The sequence below is a fragment of the Pseudoxanthomonas suwonensis genome, from assembly GCF_000972865.1.
Classification (GTDB): Bacteria; Pseudomonadota; Gammaproteobacteria; order Xanthomonadales; family Xanthomonadaceae; genus Pseudoxanthomonas; species Pseudoxanthomonas suwonensis_B.
Window position 1 is genome coordinate 108,190 of the sequence record NZ_CP011144.1, and the last position, 13,714, is coordinate 121,903.

15 protein-coding genes are annotated in these 13,714 nt (G+C 71.0%); 8 read left to right on the plus strand and 7 right to left on the minus strand.

Going from position 1 to position 13,714, the window contains the following annotated elements; all coding sequences use genetic code 11:
• Window positions 1–26: 26 nt before the first annotated feature.
• From cfa to WQ53_RS00450, 3 genes are all read right to left on the minus strand, one after another.
• A complete protein-coding gene (cfa, locus tag WQ53_RS00440) occupies window positions 27–1,145 on the minus strand; it encodes a cyclopropane fatty acyl phospholipid synthase (RefSeq protein WP_052629505.1) in 1,119 nt (372 codons plus the stop codon).
• An 11-nt stretch (window positions 1,146–1,156) separates the two neighbouring features.
• Window positions 1,157–1,999 (minus strand): DUF3298 and DUF4163 domain-containing protein, encoded by an 843-nt coding sequence (locus WQ53_RS00445; protein WP_236685878.1) that lies wholly within the window; start codon window positions 1,997–1,999, stop codon window positions 1,157–1,159.
• 68 nt (window positions 2,000–2,067) lie between these two features.
• Window positions 2,068–2,352 carry a GNAT family N-acetyltransferase gene (locus tag WQ53_RS00450; protein ID WP_052629506.1) on the minus strand — a complete coding sequence of 95 codons (285 nt, stop codon included), beginning with the start codon at window positions 2,350–2,352 and terminating at the stop codon, window positions 2,068–2,070.
• Window positions 2,353–2,536: 184 nt separating this feature from the next.
• On the opposite strand from WQ53_RS00450, the gene WQ53_RS17125 reads away from it, so the two are divergent.
• Window positions 2,537–2,704 carry a hypothetical protein gene (locus WQ53_RS17125; RefSeq protein ID WP_173427193.1) on the plus strand — a complete coding sequence of 56 codons (168 nt, stop codon included), beginning with the start codon at window positions 2,537–2,539 and terminating at the stop codon, window positions 2,702–2,704.
• A 288-nt stretch (window positions 2,705–2,992) separates the two neighbouring features.
• On the opposite strand, the gene WQ53_RS00455 is transcribed toward WQ53_RS17125, so the two are convergent.
• Window positions 2,993–3,610, minus strand: a complete 618-nt coding sequence (locus WQ53_RS00455) for a rhomboid family intramembrane serine protease (RefSeq protein WP_052629507.1) — start codon at window positions 3,608–3,610, stop codon at window positions 2,993–2,995.
• An 8-nt stretch (window positions 3,611–3,618) separates the two neighbouring features.
• Window positions 3,619–5,241 (minus strand): oligopeptide:H+ symporter, encoded by a 1,623-nt coding sequence (locus WQ53_RS00460; RefSeq protein WP_052629508.1) that lies wholly within the window; start codon window positions 5,239–5,241, stop codon window positions 3,619–3,621.
• A 159-nt stretch (window positions 5,242–5,400) separates the two neighbouring features.
• Between WQ53_RS00460 and WQ53_RS00465 the strand changes: the two genes are divergently transcribed.
• The 4 genes from WQ53_RS00465 to WQ53_RS00480 all read left to right on the plus strand — a co-directional run bounded on the left by WQ53_RS00465 (window position 5,401) and on the right by WQ53_RS00480 (window position 9,214).
• Window positions 5,401–7,206 carry a M14 family metallopeptidase gene (locus WQ53_RS00465; RefSeq protein ID WP_052629509.1) on the plus strand — a complete coding sequence of 602 codons (1,806 nt, stop codon included), beginning with the start codon at window positions 5,401–5,403 and terminating at the stop codon, window positions 7,204–7,206.
• A gap of 17 nt (window positions 7,207–7,223) precedes the next feature.
• Window positions 7,224–8,084 carry an endonuclease/exonuclease/phosphatase family protein gene (locus WQ53_RS00470; RefSeq protein WP_052629510.1) on the plus strand — a complete coding sequence of 287 codons (861 nt, stop codon included), beginning with the start codon at window positions 7,224–7,226 and terminating at the stop codon, window positions 8,082–8,084.
• 114 nt (window positions 8,085–8,198) lie between these two features.
• On the plus strand, window positions 8,199–8,765 hold the full coding sequence (locus tag WQ53_RS00475) for a type 1 glutamine amidotransferase domain-containing protein (RefSeq protein WP_052629511.1): 567 nt from the start codon (window positions 8,199–8,201) through the stop codon (window positions 8,763–8,765).
• Window positions 8,762–9,214, plus strand: a complete 453-nt coding sequence (locus tag WQ53_RS00480) for an MliC family protein (RefSeq protein ID WP_052629512.1) — start codon at window positions 8,762–8,764, stop codon at window positions 9,212–9,214. Before WQ53_RS00475 ends, WQ53_RS00480 begins: the two co-directional genes overlap by 4 nt.
• Before the next feature lie 78 nt (window positions 9,215–9,292).
• Here WQ53_RS00480 and htpX read toward each other — a convergent pair whose 3' ends face one another.
• Window positions 9,293–10,171 (minus strand): protease HtpX, encoded by an 879-nt coding sequence (gene htpX, locus WQ53_RS00485; protein ID WP_052633800.1) that lies wholly within the window; start codon window positions 10,169–10,171, stop codon window positions 9,293–9,295.
• A gap of 129 nt (window positions 10,172–10,300) precedes the next feature.
• Here htpX and gluQRS point away from each other — a divergent pair, with 129 nt between their 5' ends.
• The 3 genes from gluQRS to phaR all read left to right on the plus strand — a co-directional run bounded on the left by gluQRS (window position 10,301) and on the right by phaR (window position 12,598).
• Window positions 10,301–11,227: a tRNA glutamyl-Q(34) synthetase GluQRS gene (gene gluQRS / locus WQ53_RS00490; RefSeq protein ID WP_052633802.1), complete on the plus strand. Its 927-nt coding sequence runs from the start codon at window positions 10,301–10,303 to the stop codon at window positions 11,225–11,227.
• A 23-nt stretch (window positions 11,228–11,250) separates the two neighbouring features.
• Window positions 11,251–11,991 carry a beta-ketoacyl-ACP reductase gene (locus WQ53_RS00495; protein WP_052629513.1) on the plus strand — a complete coding sequence of 247 codons (741 nt, stop codon included), beginning with the start codon at window positions 11,251–11,253 and terminating at the stop codon, window positions 11,989–11,991.
• A gap of 70 nt (window positions 11,992–12,061) precedes the next feature.
• Entirely contained in the window at window positions 12,062–12,598 is a 537-nt protein-coding gene (gene phaR / locus WQ53_RS00500) for a polyhydroxyalkanoate synthesis repressor PhaR (protein ID WP_236685879.1), read from the plus strand.
• 209 nt (window positions 12,599–12,807) lie between these two features.
• Here the strand turns inward: phaR and WQ53_RS00505 are convergent, their stop codons facing one another.
• On the minus strand, window positions 12,808–13,698 hold the full coding sequence (locus tag WQ53_RS00505; RefSeq protein WP_052629514.1) for a M48 family metallopeptidase: 891 nt from the start codon (window positions 13,696–13,698) through the stop codon (window positions 12,808–12,810).
• Window positions 13,699–13,714 lie beyond the last annotated feature (16 nt).

Here is a 13,714-nt window from a genome sequence, read left to right on the forward strand (position 1 = left end):
CTCCTACAAGGAGAGGCCGTTCCTGGTCAGCGCGGCGCGACGTAGCCGCCGGGCACCCCGCCCGGCGACATCACCAGCTGCCACAGCTGCGCGCGGCGGGTGCGGAAGCTGGCCATCGAGCCGGCCAGGTAGAAGCGCCACATCCGCCGGAAGCGCTCGTCGTAGCGTGCATCGAGCCGGCCCCATGCGGCCTCGACGTTGTCGCACCAGGCTTGCAGGGTGCGGTCGTAGTCGATGCCGAAGTTGTGCCAGTCCTCGACCACGAACAGGCCCTCGCTGGCCGTGGCGACCTGCGCGGCCGACGGCAGCATCGAGTTGGGGAAGATGTAGCGCGCGATCCACGGATCGGTGCGGTTGGCGGAGAGGTTCCTGCCGATGGTGTGCAGCAGGAACAGCCCCTGCTCCGGCAGGCAGCGCCGCACCACCTCGAAGTAGGTCCGATAGTTGCGCACGCCCACGTGCTCGAACATGCCGATCGAGAACGCCGCGTCGAACGGCTCGTCCAGGTCGCGGTAGTCCTGCAGCCGGATCTCCACCGGCAACCCTTCGCACAGTCGCCGCGCGAAGTCGGCCTGCTCCCTGGAGATGGTCACGCCCACGCCGGACACGCCATAACGCTCGGCCGCGTACTTCAGCGCCTCGCCCCAGCCGCAGCCGATGTCCAGCACGCGCATGCCCGGGCGCAGCTCCAGCTTGCGGCAGACCAGGTCGAGCTTGGCTTCCTGCGCCTCGTCCAGGTCGGCGGCCCGGCGCCAGTAGCCGCAGCTGTACACCAGCCGGCGGCCGAGCATCGCGGCGTACAGGTCGTTGCCCAGGTCGTAGTGGCGCCGGCCGACCTCGCCGCTGCGCGCGCGGGTCTGCCGGTTCGACAGCCGGGCCAGCAGCGCGTCACCGATCTCGGCCAGGCCGCGTACGCGCCGGTCCAGCCGCGCCTGGAGCAGCCGCGTCAGGAACGCGTCCAGCGAACGCACGTCCCACCAGCCATCCATGTACGACTCGCCCAGGCCGAGCGAGCCCTGCGCCAGCAGCCGCGCGTACAGGCGCTGGTCGTGGACCTGCGGATCCCAGTCGCGGCCGCCGCCGATGCGCACGCCGGCCTCCCCAAGCAACGCCTCGACCCTGCGCTGGGAACGCGATACCGGCATGACGGCTTCCCCTACTCGGCGAACAGCCCGCGTATATCCTGCGCCAGGTACGGCCGCAACACCGCCGCCGGCACCACCACGCTCTGCACGCCGTCGGCGTACGGACCCACCTGGTAGGGCGGGAACACGAACCGCAGCGCGGCGATGCGGCCGTCGGCCGAGCGCACCGGCTCGAACTGGGCGAAGTTCTCCGGCCGCGGCGCGGTGCCCTCGGCGATCGTCTTCAGCGCCATCGCCAGCAGTCGCTGGCGGTCGGCCGGCTCCAGCGCCTCGTCGGCGGCGCGGGTATGCGCGGCGGCACCGAGCTGTTCGGCCACGTAGTCGGCCACCGGCCGCCAGTCCTCCGGCGAGGCCAGCAGGTCCTGGGCGGTGAGCATGCGCTGCTGGCGCGGCAGCCAGACGAAGCGCGCCACCAGCGGCTGGCCGTGCGCCCCGCCGGTGTACAGGCTGCCATCGGCCGCCACCGCGACCACGTCGGCACTGCGCAGGGTCTCGCGGAAGCCCAGCGACAGCTCATAGGGGGCGGTCGGATTGCCGTCCAGGCCAGCGACCGCCTGCATCAACTCGCCGCGCGCGGCCTCGGCGTACCCGTGCAGGGCCTGGGCCAGCCCCGGGTCGTCCGCGGCGCCCGGCGGGTAGCTGATCCCGACCACGTAGCGTGGGTCGGTCTCGATCACGTCGGCCAGCGCGACCGGCGCGTCCGCAGCCGGGACGGCCGGCACGGCTGCATCGTCGGCCGCAGGTGGCCCGGCGGGTGCGCCGGGGGCCTGCGCCTCGTCGCGGCGGCAGGCCGCCAGCGCCACCAGCAGCAGGCCGGCGGCGACCATGCGGGTCGTGGGGGTCATCCAGTTCATGCGGCACCTCCCCTGTGCGTTGGCAAGGAACGGCCGGACCGCCGGGCACCGGCCTGGCGCAAGTGTAGTCAGCCGGCGACCAGATCAGCGTACTGCGGATGCCGGGCGACCCAGCCCCGCGCGTAGGAGCAGGCCGGCACCACCCGCCAGCCCTGGGCCCGGGCATGGTCGAAGGCCGCCTGCACCAGCCTGCCGGCCAACCCGCGGCCGCCGATGGCCTGGGGCACGCCGGTATGGTCGATCACCAGCGCCCCACCCTGGAGGTGGTAGGCCAACTCGGCCTCGTGGCCCTCCAGGCGGAGGTGAAAGCGCTGGCGCCCGGCATCATGCTGGATGGCTGGCAGGTCGGTCATCGGGGCTCCCGGGTGGCGCGACGGCAAAAGCCGACACATTGCGTCACATTTTGGCGTGGCACTCGCCAAGAGCGGGTGACGACATTGCTGAACAGGAAGCCGGACCCGGTCCAAGAGGTTGGCACGGGTTCTGCGTGGATTCAGGCAACCGGTCTTGACGCCATCGTTTGCAGGGGACGCAGCAATGAACGCACTGGAACACAACAGTTCGGCCGATTTCGCCAACGACGCCTCGCTGCTGGAGGGCCTCTACCAGCTCGTGGTCACCGGCCACACCGATGGCTGGGAATTCGAGCAGCTCGACAGCGTGGTCTACGAGCGCCTCAAGCACACCTACGCGGTCACCAACTGACGGCTCGGGGGAAGGACGGAGCGCGACAACACGCGCACCGTCCGGGCAGCCCCGCCGGCGGCGGGGCTGCCTTTTTACCCGGCGGCAACATCGGCGCCTTGGCCATGCAGGCGGCGCAGCGGCCCCGGAACCGGCATCCGGCATCCGGCATCCGGCCACAGCCTCCACCCCTTCTTCCTAAGGCGCCCTCACGGGTTGGCGCGTCTTGCGCCCCCAGCGGCGTGCGCACGGACTCGCCGCCGCAAGGTGCCTGGCACCCCGCCAGGGTGACCCCGGGGATGTGGCGGCTCAGCCGAAGCTCGGATTGGTCACCCGCTCCAGGAACACCTGCAGCAGCCGCGGCTCCATCGCCAGCATGAACATCACCCCGAACGCGGCGCCGGCCAGGTGCGCGCTGTGGTTGATGCGGTCGCCGCCGCGCCGGTCCATCCAGATGCTGTAGCCGACGTAGAACACCGCGTACAGGATCGCCGGCGCCGGGATGAAGAACACGAAGATCAGCGACCACGGCGAGATCAGGATGAAGGCGAACAGCACCGCCGACACCGCGCCCGAGGCGCCCAGGCTGAGGTAGTTGGGGTTTTTCTGGTTCTTCAGGTAGCTGGGCAGGATCGAGACCACCAGCGCGGTCACGTAGAACAGCGGATAGGTCAGCACGCTGCCGGTGATCTGCAGCATCAGCCGCTCGACCAGCCGGCCGAAGAAGAACAGCGTGACCATGTTGAACAGCAGGTGCGGGAAGTCGGCGTGCAACAGCCCGTAGCTGACCAGGCGCCAGTATTCGTGGCGCTGCGAGATCGCCGGAGGCCACAGGATCAGGCGGTCGGCCAGGCGGCGGTTGTTGAAGGCCAGCCATGACACCAGCGCGGTGACGGCGATCAGGACCAGGGTCACGGGAGACTGCATCGCGGTCCTCAGGCGGCGGCGCGGTAGTTGTCCTGCATCGGGTAGCGGCGCGCGTAGGCGGCGAACGCCAGCGCGGCCACGAACGCGAAGCCGGCGAAGAAGAACATCAGGAACGCGTTCTCGCTCAGCCCGGTGTCGGCGATCCGGCCCAGCACCGCCTCGTTGCGGATGCCGAAGTTGGTCAGCAGCACCCACAGGCTGCCGAAGGTGCTGGTCAGATACCAGAAGGCCATGATCACGCCCTTCATCGCGTGCGGCGCCTGGCTGTAGGCGAACTCCAGCGCGGTCGCCGAGACCAGCACCTCGCCGAAGGTCAGCAGCAGGTACGGCAGCGACTGCCAGGCCAGCGAGACCTGCTGGCCGCCGTCCAGCCACAGCTGCAGCGCGCCGGCCACGATCCACGACACGCCGGAGATGGCGATGCCCCAGCCCATCCGCCGCAACGCGGTGACCTGGAAGCCCATCCTGCGCAGCAGCGGGTACAGCACGATGTTGTTGAACGGGATCAGCAGCATCACCAGCAGCGGGTTGAGCGCCTGCATCTGCGCCGCGTCCTTGATCAGCCAGCTCGGCCACCAGGCCGAGGCGTGCGGGATCACCATCTCCCGGCCCTGGATGATCCAGGTCGAGGCCTTCTGGTCGAACAGCGACCAGAACGGGGTCACCAGCGCGAACACGATCAGGATCCGCAGCACCGCGCGCACGCCGTCCACCGCCGCGTCCGGATGCGCGCCGCGGGCGCGCTCCAGCTGCAGCGACGCGCCCCAGCCACCCAGCGCGATCACCACGCCCAGCGCCAGGCAGGCGGTGATGACGAAGCCGAAGTCCGGCCACCACGACGGCGCCAGCCCCGCCACCGACAACGCCCACAGCAGCAGCATCGCCACCGCCAGCGCCACGCCGAGCACGGCGACCACGTAGCCGGGGCGCCCCTGGCCCGGCGCGCGGGCGCGCAGCGCGGTCTTCACCACCGCCAGGAAGCCGTTCGGATCGTTGCCCGACGGCGGCACGTTGACGTAGTGGCGGCGGCCCAGCCAGAACACGAAGGTGGCGATGAACATCAGCACGCCGGGGATGCCGAAGGCCACCGCCGGGCCCCAGTGGCGCAGGAACAGCGGCGCCAGCAGCGAGGCGAAGAACGAGCCGAAGTTGATGATCCAGTAGAACGCGTCGAACACCAGCCTGGCCTTGGACTTGTTGCTCTGGTCGAACTGGTCGCCGCAGAAGGACACCACCAGCGGCTTGATGCCGCCCGAACCGAGCGCGATCAGGAACAGGCCGGTGTAGAAGCCGGTGGCGTTGTTCTCGAACATCGCCAGGCAGGCGTGGCCGGCGCAGTAGACCAGCGAGAACCAGAGGATGGTGTTGTACTTGCCGAAGAACCGGTCGGCCAGCCAGCCGCCGAGCAGCGGGAAGAAGTACACGCCGATGACGAAGGTGTGGAAGATGTCCTTGGCGGCGGTGTCGCGCGCGGCCCCTTCGGGCAGGTACGCCAGCAGGACCGAACTGATCAGGAACGGAACCAGGATGTTCCGCATCCCGTAGAAGCTGAAGCGCTCGCAGGCCTCGTTGCCGATGATGTAGGAGATCTGGCGCGGCATGCGCCCGTGGTCTGCGGTGGTCGTGCTCATCCGGAGTCTTGCTGCAAAAGAAGCCGAGGTTACCCGATCGCCCACCCCTACCGGAACCGCCGGTCCGGGACGCGCCGCGGCCGTCGGCAAGCGCCCGTGGCCGCTGCCGGGCCGCCGCCGGCGCTGGCATCATGGGCGCGTCCCGCTCCGGAAACGCCGATGCCGCAACGCCTCCGCCCCTTCCTGGCCTGCCTGGCCCTGGCCGTCGCCGCAGGCGCGCCGCGCCCCGGCCTGGCCGAGTCCGCGCCCGCCGCCGACCCGCTGGCGACCGTGTCCGAACGTTCCGGTTTCCTGCGCACCGGGCGCTACGAGGAGGTCGCCGCGCTCGCCTCGGCCTTCCAGCGACGCTGGCCCGACAAGGTCGCCGCACGCAGCTTCGGCACCACGCCCGAGGGCCGGCCGATGCAGCTGCTGGTGGTCACCGCCACCGGCGCGTTCGACCCGGCCGAGGCGCGCCGCCGCGGGATCCCGGTGGTGCTGGTGCAGGGCGGCATCCACGCCGGCGAGATCGACGGCAAGGACGCCGGTTTCCTCGCCCTGCGCCAGGTGCTCGAGGGCGAGGCGGCGCCGGGGGCGCTCGAGAAGCTGGTGTGGCTGTTCGTGCCGGTGTTCAACGTCGACGGCCACGAGCGCTTCGGCGCCTGGAACCGGCCCAACCAGCGCGGCCCGGAGGAGATGGGCTGGCGCACCACCGCGCAGAACTTCAACCTCAACCGCGACTACCTGAAGGCCGATGCGCCGGAGATGCAGGCGATGCTGCGCCTGGTCCAGGAATGGGACCCGCTGGCGGTGGTCGACCTGCACGCCACCAATGGCGCCCAGTTCGAGCACGACATCTCCATCCAGGTCGAGCCGCTGCACGCCGGCGACCCGGCGCTGCGCAGGATCGGACGCCAATGGCGCGACGCGGTGATCGCCGACCTGGCCCGGCACGGCTCGCTGCCGCTGGCGTTCTACCCCTCGTTCGTGGTCCAGGACGATCCGGCCTCCGGGTTCGAGGACGGGGTGCCGCCGCCGCGCTTCTCGCACGGCTACTTCCTGCTGCGCAACCGCCTGGCGATGCTGGTGGAGACCCATTCCTGGCGGCCCTACCCCGAGCGCGTGCGCACCACCCGCAACACGGTGGTATCGGTGCTGGAGCAGATCGCGCGGCACGGCGCGCAGTGGCGGCACACGGCCGTGGAGGCGGACGCCCGTGCCGCCGCCATCGCCGGCGCCAGCGAGCCACTGGCCTGGAAGGCCACCGCCGAGTCCCGCGACATCGACTTCCGCGGCTACGCCTACACCCGCACGCCATCGGACGTGTCCGGCGCGACGATGACCCGCTACGACGAATCCACGCCGCAGCTCTGGCGCGTTCCCCTGCGCGACCGGCTCGCCCCCTCGCTCCTGGCCACCGCGCCGAAGGCCGGCTACCTGGTGCCGCCGGCCTGGGCCGGATTCGTGCAGCCGGCGCTGGACGCGCACGGGGTCGCCTACCGCACGCTCGGCGCCGGTTGGCCGCAGGCGCCGGTGCAGGCGTTCCGCGCCGACGCGGCGAAGACCGACGCGCGCTCCACCGAGGGCCGCCAGCGGCTGGCGCTGGAAGGCGCGTGGCGGCCCGAGCCACGCGACGTCGGTGCCGGCGCGCTGTACGTCCCGGTCGCCCAGCCGCTGTCGCGGCTGGTGCTGGCCCTGCTCGAGCCGCAGGCACCGGACTCGCTGGCGGCGTGGGGGGCGTTCAATGTCGCCTTCGAGCGCAAGGAATACATGGAGGACTACGTCGCCGAGGCGGTGGCCCGCGAGATGCTCGACGCCGACCCGGCGCTGCGCGACGGGTTCGAGCGCCGACTGGCGGCCGAGCCGGCGTTCGCCGCCGATCCGTCGGCGCGGCTGGACTTCTTCTACCGCCGCCACCCGGCCTGGGACGAGCGCCACGGCCTCTACCCGGTGCTGCGCCTGGACCAGCCGCCCCCGGACCCCTGACCGCCCGCGCCCCCGCCATGAGCCACCTGCCCCGCCTCGTCGCCCGCCTGCTGCTGTACGCGGCCCTGCTGCCGGCCATGGCCTGGGCGGGAACCGGTCCGGGAAGCCGGGCCGGCGAGGCCACGCCCGAGTTCAGCGTGGTCACCCTCAACCTGGACCACGACCGCGACGACTGGCCGCGGCGCCGGGTGCAGATCGTGGAGACGCTGCGCCGGCTGCAGCCGGACGCGATCGCGCTGCAGGAAGTCCTGCAGCACGAGGACCTGCCCAACCAGGCGGCCTGGCTGGCGCGCGAACTGGGCTACGAATCGCACTTCGTCACCACCGATCCGCCCAGCCACAAGCGCCGCCACGGCAGCGCCCTGCTGACCCGCGATCCGCTGCTCGAGCAGGGCGAGACCCTGCTGCATCCGCTGGAAGACCACCGCACCGCCGGCTTCGCCCGCGTGCTGGTCGGCGGCCATCCGCTCAACCTCTATTTCACCCATCTGCATTGGGCGCCGGATGGCGCGGCCACGCGCGCGCAGCAGCTGTCGGACCTGCTGGCCTACGTCGATGCCACCGCCACCGGCGCGCCGTCGGTGATCGCCGGCCATTTCAACGCCGATGTCGCCGCACCGGAGCTGGCGGCGCTGCAGGAGCGCTGGGAAGACGCCTGGACGGCGCTGCATCCCACGGCCGGTGTCGAGGAGTCGAGCACGCTCAATCCCGCGTACTTCGCCGTGCCGGCAAGCGTGGACCACGTGTTCCTCGAGCGCGGGCATCTGCTGCCGCTCGCGGCCAAGCTGCTGTTCACCGCGCCCGACGCGGAGGGCGTATGGGCCTCGGACCATCGCGGGCTGCTGGTCAGGTTCCGCTTCGCCGGCCCGGCGGAGTGACCCGCGCGAGCGTGCCACGGTTGGCGGTTTAATGTTTCGCACACGCGGCCTTCGCGCCGGCGATGCGCGTCCTTGGCCAGTCTTGCGGCTCCCCAACCGCAGGAACCGCCACAGATGAGCCACCTCACCGGCAAGCGCGTCGCCATCCTCGCCAGCGACGGCTTCGAGGAATCCGAACTGCTGGAACCGATGCGGGCGCTGCGCGAGCACGGCGCCGAGGTGGACGTGGTCTCGCCCGAAAGCGGCCCGATCCAGGGTTTCCGCCATTTCGACAAGGGCCAGACCGTGCGAGTGGACCGCGATGTCGCCGAGGCCCAGGCCTCCGACTACGACGCACTGGTGATTCCCGGCGGGCTGTTCAATCCCGATGCGTTGCGCCATGACGAGGACGCGATCCGCTTCACCCGCGGCTTCTTCGAGGCCGGCAAGCCGGTCGGTGCGATCTGCCACGGCCCCTGGGTGCTGGTGGACGCCGGCGTGGTCGAGTCGCGCGAACTGACCTCGGTGCCGAACATCCACCGCGACCTGGAGAACGCCGGCGCGCGATGGGTCGACCGCGAGGTGGTGGTCGACCAGGGTCTGGTCACCAGCCGCACGCCGAAGGACCTGCCGGCGTTCTGCGCCAGGCTCGTGGAAGAGATCGGCGAAGGCCGCCACGCCGGCCAGGCGGCTTCGGCATGAGCGCGGCGGCGAAGTCGGTCCGCCCGGCCTGCGTCCGTCTCGGCGGCGCGCTGCTGGTGCTGGCGGCGCTGGGCGCCTGCCGTCCCGCCGAACCGGAGCCGCCGGTTGCGGCACCGGCAGCAGGCGGCGGCACGGAAGTCGCCGCCGCGCCGTCGCCGGGGCTGGACGCCGCGCCGGTGGTCCATCCCGGCGCGCCGATCGAGACCCAGTGGCAGTGCGACGACCAGCGCGTGGCCGCGCGCTACGATCCGGTCGCGCAGACCATGACCCTGATCCACGACCGCGGGCAGCTGACGTTGCCGCAAGCGGTGTCGGCCTCCGGCGCGCGCTACGCCGACGACAACGGCAACGAGTTCTGGGGCCGGGGTGACTCGGCCACGCTCACCCTGTCGGGGACGCCGGCCCGCGAGTGCGGCCGGGTCGACAACGGCAGCGCCGCCTCCGGCTGACGCGCCGCCCGCGGTTGCCGGAAAGAAGCGACCCGCCCCGTCGCCCGGGGCGGGTCGCGTGTTTTCGGCCGGTGCCGCTCAGGCCGCGGTCGAACTGCGCAGCGCGGCGATCCGCTCCGTCAACGGCGGATGGCTCATGAACAGCTTGCGCAGGCCCTGGCCCATGCCGCCGGCGATGCCGAAGGCCTCGACCTGCGATGGCAGCGTGCTCTGCCCATGGTTGAGCGACAGCCGCTCCAGCGCGGCGATCATCTTCTGCCGCCCGGCCAGCTGCGCGCCACCGGCGTCGGCGCGGAACTCGCGCCGGCGCGAGAACCACATCGCGATCATGGTCGCGAACAGGCCGAACACCATCTCCAGCACCATGACCACGGCGAAATAGGCCAGGCCCGGGCCACGACTGCCGCCGCGGTCGCCGGACAGGAAATTGTCGACGATGCCGCCGACCACCCGCGCCAGCACGATCACGAAGGTGTTGAGCACGCCCTGCAGCAGGGCCATGGTCACCATGTCGCCATTGGCCACGTGCGCGACCTCGTGGCCGAGCACGGCCTCGGCCTCGTCGGCGTTCATCTGCCGCAGCAGCCCGGTCGACACCGCCACCAGCGCGTTGTTGCGGTTGGCGCCGGTGGCGAAGGCGTTGATCTCCGGCGCGTCGTAGACGGCGACCTCGGGCATGCCGATGCCGGCGGCCTGCGCCTGGCGCTGCACCGTGGCCAGCAGCCAGCGCTCGGTATCGTTGCGCGGCTCGGTGATCACCTGGGCGCGGGTGGCGCGCTTGGCCATCCACTTGGACATCAGCAGCGAGACCAGCGAACCGCCGAAGCCGAACAGCGCCGCCATCACCAGCAGGCCGCCCATCTGCCCCGGATGCACGCCCAGCAGCGACATGACGATGCCGGCCAGGAACAGCACGGCGAGGTTGGTGGCGAGGAACAGGGCGACGCGGCTGAACACGGGCAAGTCTCCGAGAATGGCTTGTCGCGGCCGTTATGGGATCGCCATGGCTTGAATTCAAGGCATGGCCGCCGCGACGATGCCCGGATGTCCGAGCCCGTGACCAGCGACGCGCCCCCCGACCACGCCATGCCCGGCGCCCCGCCGACGACCGCCGCTGCCGTCTACCGTGGCCGCTTCGCGCCCTCGCCCACCGGCCCGCTGCACCTGGGCTCGCTGCTGGCCGCCTTCGGCAGCTGGCTGCTGGCCCGGCATGCCGGCGGCCAATGGCTGGTGCGGATCGAGGACCTGGACCCGCCGCGCGAGGTGCCCGGCGCGGCGGACGTGCAGCTGGCCGCGCTGGCCGCATTCGGACTGGTGTCCGACCTTCCGGTCGTGCGGCAGAGCGAACGCCACGCCCGGTACCGCGTCGCGCTGGAACGCCTGCTCGATGCCGGCCTGGCCTTCCCCTGCTCCTGCAGCCGCAGCGAGCTGGCCGCGCAGGGCGGCATCCACCACCGCTGCGTGGCCGCCGCGGCGCGACCGCATCCGGCCTACCGCCTGCGCGTGGCCGACGGCAGCATGGTCGCCTTCGACGACGGCCTGCAGGGGCCGCTGCGGCAGAACCTCGCCAGCGAGGTAGGCGACTTCGTCCTGCTGCGCGCCGACGGTTTCTGGGCCTACCAGCTGGCGGTGGTGGTTGACGACGCCGAACAGGGCATCACCGACGTGGTCCGCGGCGCCGACCTGCTCGACTCCACCCCGCGCCAGATCCTGCTGCAGCGTGCGCTCGGCCTGCCCACGCCACGCTACCTGCACCTGCCGCTGCTGCTGGACGCCGACGGACAGAAGCTGTCCAAGTCCAGCGCCGCACTGCCGGTCGACCCGGCCGAACCGCTGCCGGCGCTGCACCGGTGCTGGTCGCTGCTGGGCCAGGACCCGGCGCCGCTGCACGCGGCCGGCACGGTGGACGCGCTGCTGCGGCACGCCCTCGACCACTTCGATCCGGCGCGGCTGCCGGCGCGCTTGCACTTTCATCTGGCCGCTACTACAACTGCCATCGAGCAGCCTGAATAGCTGAAAGAACGGGAGGGGTCCCAATGAACAGTCGCGTCGCGCTCGTCACCGGCGGCACTGGTGGCATCGGTACCGCCATCTGCAAGAAGCTGGCCGACATGGGCCACAAGGTGGCCACCAACTACCGCAACGAGGAAAAGGCCAGGGCCTGGCAGGAAAGGACCAAGGCCGACGGCTACGACTTCACCCTGGTGAAGGGTGACGTTACCTCGCCGGAGGAAGCCGAGGCGATGGTCCGCGAGGTCGAGCGCACGCTCGGCCCGGTCGAGATCCTGGTCAACAACGCCGGCATCACCCGCGACGGCACCTTCCACAAGATGACCGCCGTGCAGTGGGGCGACGTCATCAACACCAACCTCAACTCGGTGTTCAACGTCACCCGCCCGGTGATCGAGGGCATGCGCGAGCGCAAGTGGGGCCGGATCATCCAGATCAGCTCGATCAACGGTCTCAAGGGCCAGTACGGGCAGGCCAACTACGCCGCCGCCAAGGCCGGCATGCACGGCTTCACCATCTCCCTGGCGCGCGAGAACGCCAAGCTCGGCATCACCGTCAACACCGTCTCGCCCGGCTACGTGGCCACCGACATGGTGATGGCGGTGCCGGAGGAAGTGCGGGCCAAGATCGCCGCCGACATCCCGACCGGGCGCCTGGGCAAGCCGGAGGAGATCGCCTACGCGGTCGGCTTCCTGGTCGACGAGCAGGCCGCCTGGATCACCGGCTCCAACCTGGACATCAACGGTGGCCATCACATGGGCTGGTGACGGTCAACGTGCCCGACCCCGACTTGCGGCAGTTGCATGCGCTGCTGCGGTGCGCCATGCTCGGCGCCACATGAAGTCCGCCCGCGAGCGCCCGATGGCCGCCACCCGCATCATCAAGAAGTACCCGAACCGCCGGCTGTACGACACCGAGATTTCCAGCTACATCACCATCGAGGATGTGCGCCAGCTCATCCTCGACGGCGAATCCTTCGAGGTCCGCGACGCCAAGAGCGGCGACGACCTGACCCGTTCAGTGCTGCTGCAGATCATCGCCGAGCAGGAACAGGACGGCGAGCCGATGCTCTCCACCCAGTTGCTCAGCCAGATCATCCGTTTCTACGGCGACTCGCTGCAGGGCTTCATGGGCAACTACCTGGAACGCAGCATGACGCTGTTCCTGGAACAGCAGCAGACCTTCCGCCAGCAGATGGGCAACCTGCTCGGGCAGACGCCGTGGACGGCGATGAACCAGCTGACCGAGCGCAACCTGGAGCTGTGGCAGGAATTCCAGCGCGGCCTGGCCGGCAACCTGGGCCGTCCCACCGGCACGCGCAACGAACCCGAGCGCGGCAGCGGCACCGGCACCGGCGGCAAGCCGCGGCGCTGAGCGGCCGAGGATCTCCGGACAGGAGCGGAGCGCGCCCACCTCGTTGCCGGGACCTCGGCACAGGCGACGCCCTCGCGATCCCGACACCCGGGTCGCCCGCAAGCATTGGCCACAAGTTGTAGGAACCGGGCTTGCCCGCGACGCGACGCCGTCGGCACAGGCGACGCACTCAATGGTCCCGACGCCCGTGTCGCCAGCAAGCTGGGCTCCTACATTCGGCAGAACTTCTGCCGGTACTCCATCGCCTTCGGCATCAGCGCCTGCAGGTTCTGGATGCGGGTGCCCGGGTTCGGATGGGTCGAGGAGAATTCCGGCGGCGCCTGCCCGCCCGAGGACTCGCCCATCCGCTGCCACAGGCCGATGGCCTCGTTGGGGTCGTAGCAGGCCGCGGCGGCGAGCATCAGCCCGACCTCGTCGGCCTGGGTCTCGTGGCTGCGCGCGTACGGCAGCAAGTAGCCGTAGCCCATCGCCGCCATCACCATCTGCTGCTGCTGCGGATCCATGCCGCTGGCGGCGCCCGCCATCTGCCCGATCTGCGCCAGCTTCTGCTGGCTCATCCGCTGCGCGCCGTGGCGCAGCAGCGCGTGGGCGATCTCGTGGCCCATCACCACCGCCAGCGCATCCTCGGTCCTGGCCACCGGGAACAGGCCGGTGTAGACCGCCATCTTGCCGCCGGGCAGGCAGAACGCGTTGGCCTGCTCGGAGGGGATCACGTTCACGTCCCACTCGAACTCCTGCCAGTGGTCCGGCGCCGGCATGCCGTGCTCGGCGGCCAGTTCGGCGGTGATCTCCGGGACCTTCTCGATCAGCCGCCGCGCGATCTCGGTGACCTGCTGCGCGGTCCGGTCGGACTTCGGCAGCGGCCGCTCCTGCGAGAGGATCTCCTGGTAGGCCTGCAGCCCCATCGCCCGCTCCTGCTCGTGGCCGATCGAACCGTCGATCAGCACCGTCTCGCCGGTGTAGGGATCCTGGGTGCGGTTGGAGAAGTAGTAGCAGCCGCCGTAGACCAGGAAGCCGAGCAGGATCAGCCAGCGCAGGTTGCCGACGCCGCGGCGCCGCGGCGCCTGTCCCCGGGACTGGCCGAACGGATCGTTGCGCATCGTCCCTCTCCTTCTG

Excerpts from the sequence above, each read along its gene's own strand:
- WQ53_RS00445 (WP_236685878.1), bottom strand. The coding sequence starts at position 1,999 with ATGAACTGGATGACCCCCACGACCCGCATGGTCGCCGCCGGCCTGCTG.
- WQ53_RS00455 (WP_052629507.1), bottom strand. The coding sequence starts at position 3,610 with ATGCAGTCTCCCGTGACCCTGGTCCTGATCGCCGTCACCGCGCTGGTG.
- gluQRS (WP_052633802.1), top strand. The coding sequence starts at position 10,301 with ATGCCCGGCGCCCCGCCGACGACCGCCGCTGCCGTCTACCGTGGCCGC.
- WQ53_RS00465 (WP_052629509.1), top strand. The coding sequence starts at position 5,401 with ATGCCGCAACGCCTCCGCCCCTTCCTGGCCTGCCTGGCCCTGGCCGTC.
- phaR (WP_236685879.1), top strand. The coding sequence starts at position 12,062 with ATGAAGTCCGCCCGCGAGCGCCCGATGGCCGCCACCCGCATCATCAAG.
- WQ53_RS00460 (WP_052629508.1), bottom strand. The coding sequence starts at position 5,241 with ATGAGCACGACCACCGCAGACCACGGGCGCATGCCGCGCCAGATCTCC.
- WQ53_RS00505 (WP_052629514.1), bottom strand. The coding sequence starts at position 13,698 with ATGCGCAACGATCCGTTCGGCCAGTCCCGGGGACAGGCGCCGCGGCGC.
- WQ53_RS00480 (WP_052629512.1), top strand. The coding sequence starts at position 8,762 with ATGAGCGCGGCGGCGAAGTCGGTCCGCCCGGCCTGCGTCCGTCTCGGC.
- WQ53_RS00475 (WP_052629511.1), top strand. The coding sequence starts at position 8,199 with ATGAGCCACCTCACCGGCAAGCGCGTCGCCATCCTCGCCAGCGACGGC.
- cfa (WP_052629505.1), bottom strand. The coding sequence starts at position 1,145 with ATGCCGGTATCGCGTTCCCAGCGCAGGGTCGAGGCGTTGCTTGGGGAG.
- WQ53_RS17125 (WP_173427193.1), top strand. The coding sequence starts at position 2,537 with ATGAACGCACTGGAACACAACAGTTCGGCCGATTTCGCCAACGACGCC.
- WQ53_RS00470 (WP_052629510.1), top strand. The coding sequence starts at position 7,224 with ATGAGCCACCTGCCCCGCCTCGTCGCCCGCCTGCTGCTGTACGCGGCC.
- WQ53_RS00450 (WP_052629506.1), bottom strand. The coding sequence starts at position 2,352 with ATGACCGACCTGCCAGCCATCCAGCATGATGCCGGGCGCCAGCGCTTT.
- WQ53_RS00495 (WP_052629513.1), top strand. The coding sequence starts at position 11,251 with ATGAACAGTCGCGTCGCGCTCGTCACCGGCGGCACTGGTGGCATCGGT.